This is a genomic window from Aquabacterium sp. A08 (assembly GCF_011742065.1).
This window is the reverse complement of sequence record NZ_JAAQQT010000020.1, coordinates 1-613: the sequence shown is the minus strand read 5'-3', so window position 1 is coordinate 613 and position 613 is coordinate 1. Positions and strand designations below refer to the sequence as shown.

At 70.6% G+C, this 613-nt stretch carries 1 protein-coding gene; it reads left to right on the top strand.

What is annotated here, in order from left to right; translation table 11 throughout:
• Positions 1–110: 110 nt before the first annotated feature.
• The coding region (locus HA630_RS00115; RefSeq protein WP_166831958.1) for a transglycosylase SLT domain-containing protein at positions 111–613 on the top strand (503 nt) is incomplete at its 3' end.

Sequence of the window (613 nt, the reverse complement as noted above, 5' to 3'; positions counted from 1 at the left end):
TTGCCGCCCTGCGCCGCTGGAAAGACGGTTTCCGCTGACCCCGGCCGGGCTGGGCAAGGTCTCGCCCCTGCCCGATAATGTCTCAGCCCTGTCCCAGCCCGTTTGCGCCCATGAAGTTCCACCGCCTGTCGCTGCCCCTCCTGAGCGCCCTGCTGACCACCGCCTGCACCACCCTGCCGCCCGCCAGCGTTTCCGACGCCACCGCGACGCGCCCCAGCCCTGCCACACCGCACGACGCGCCGGCCCCGCGGGGGCCGGCCGTCATTCCGTCTGGCCCGCTGCAGACCCTGTCCGTCGCGCCCAGCGCACCCAGCCTGCCGGCGGTGGCGCCCCTGGTGGCCCCGCAAGACCTGTGGGAACGCGTGCGCCGCGGCTTTGCCATGCCGGACCTGGACAACGCCGGCGTGCGCGAGCGCGAACAGTGGTACGCCAACCGCCCAGACTACATCCAGCGCATGACCGAACGGGGCAGCAAGTACCTGTTCCACATCGTCGAGGAACTGGAGCGGCGCAACCTGCCCCAGGAACTGGCCCTGCTGCCCTTCATTGAAAGTGCCTTCAACCCGCAGGCCGTCTCACACGCCAAGGCCGCCGGCATGTGGCAGTTCATGCC